This is a genomic window from Citrobacter sp. ANG330, from assembly GCF_047467925.1.
Taxonomy (GTDB): domain Bacteria; phylum Pseudomonadota; class Gammaproteobacteria; order Enterobacterales; family Enterobacteriaceae; genus Citrobacter_A; species Citrobacter_A amalonaticus_G.
Map to the genome: position 1 here is coordinate 1 of NZ_JASJUI010000037.1, position 600 is coordinate 600.

Sequence of the window (600 nt, forward strand, 5' to 3'; positions counted from 1 at the left end):
CGCAGCAGACAGGTCAGCCAGAAAGACGCACAAGGCCGTGAGACCCGCTATGAGTACAGCATCGCGGGTGACCTGATGGCCGTCATTCATCCGGACGGCAGCAGACAGACCACAGAGTACGACGACGCAGGACACCCGGTGAGCACCACCACTGGCGGCCTGACCCGGCAGATGGCATACGATGCCGCAGGTCGTGTGACGCAACTGACCAACGAGAACGGCAGCCACACCATCTTCGCTTATGACCTGCTGGACCGGCTGGTACAGGAAACGGGTTTTGACGGCAGGACGCAGCGTTATCAGTACTGTATTACCGGACAGCTTATCCGCAGCGAGGATGAAAGCCTCGTCACCCTCTGGCATTACAATGCATCCGACCGCCTGACGCACCGCACCGTCAATGATGAGCCGGCGGAACAGCGGACCTACAACGAGCGCGGCTGGCTGACCGAAGTCAGCCATCTCAGCGACGGCCACCGCGTCGCCGTACAGTATGAGTACGATAAACAGGGCCGCCTTATCAGCGAACGCCAGACGGTGCACCATCCTGAAACGAATGAACTGCTCTGGCAACACGAAACCCGGCACGATTACAGTGAC

At 59.7% G+C, this 600-nt stretch carries 1 pseudogene; it reads left to right on the forward strand.

Going from position 1 to position 600, the window contains the following annotated elements:
• A pseudogene (locus QNN88_RS22825) lies at window positions 1–600 on the forward strand (type IV secretion protein Rhs); the annotation flags it as partial.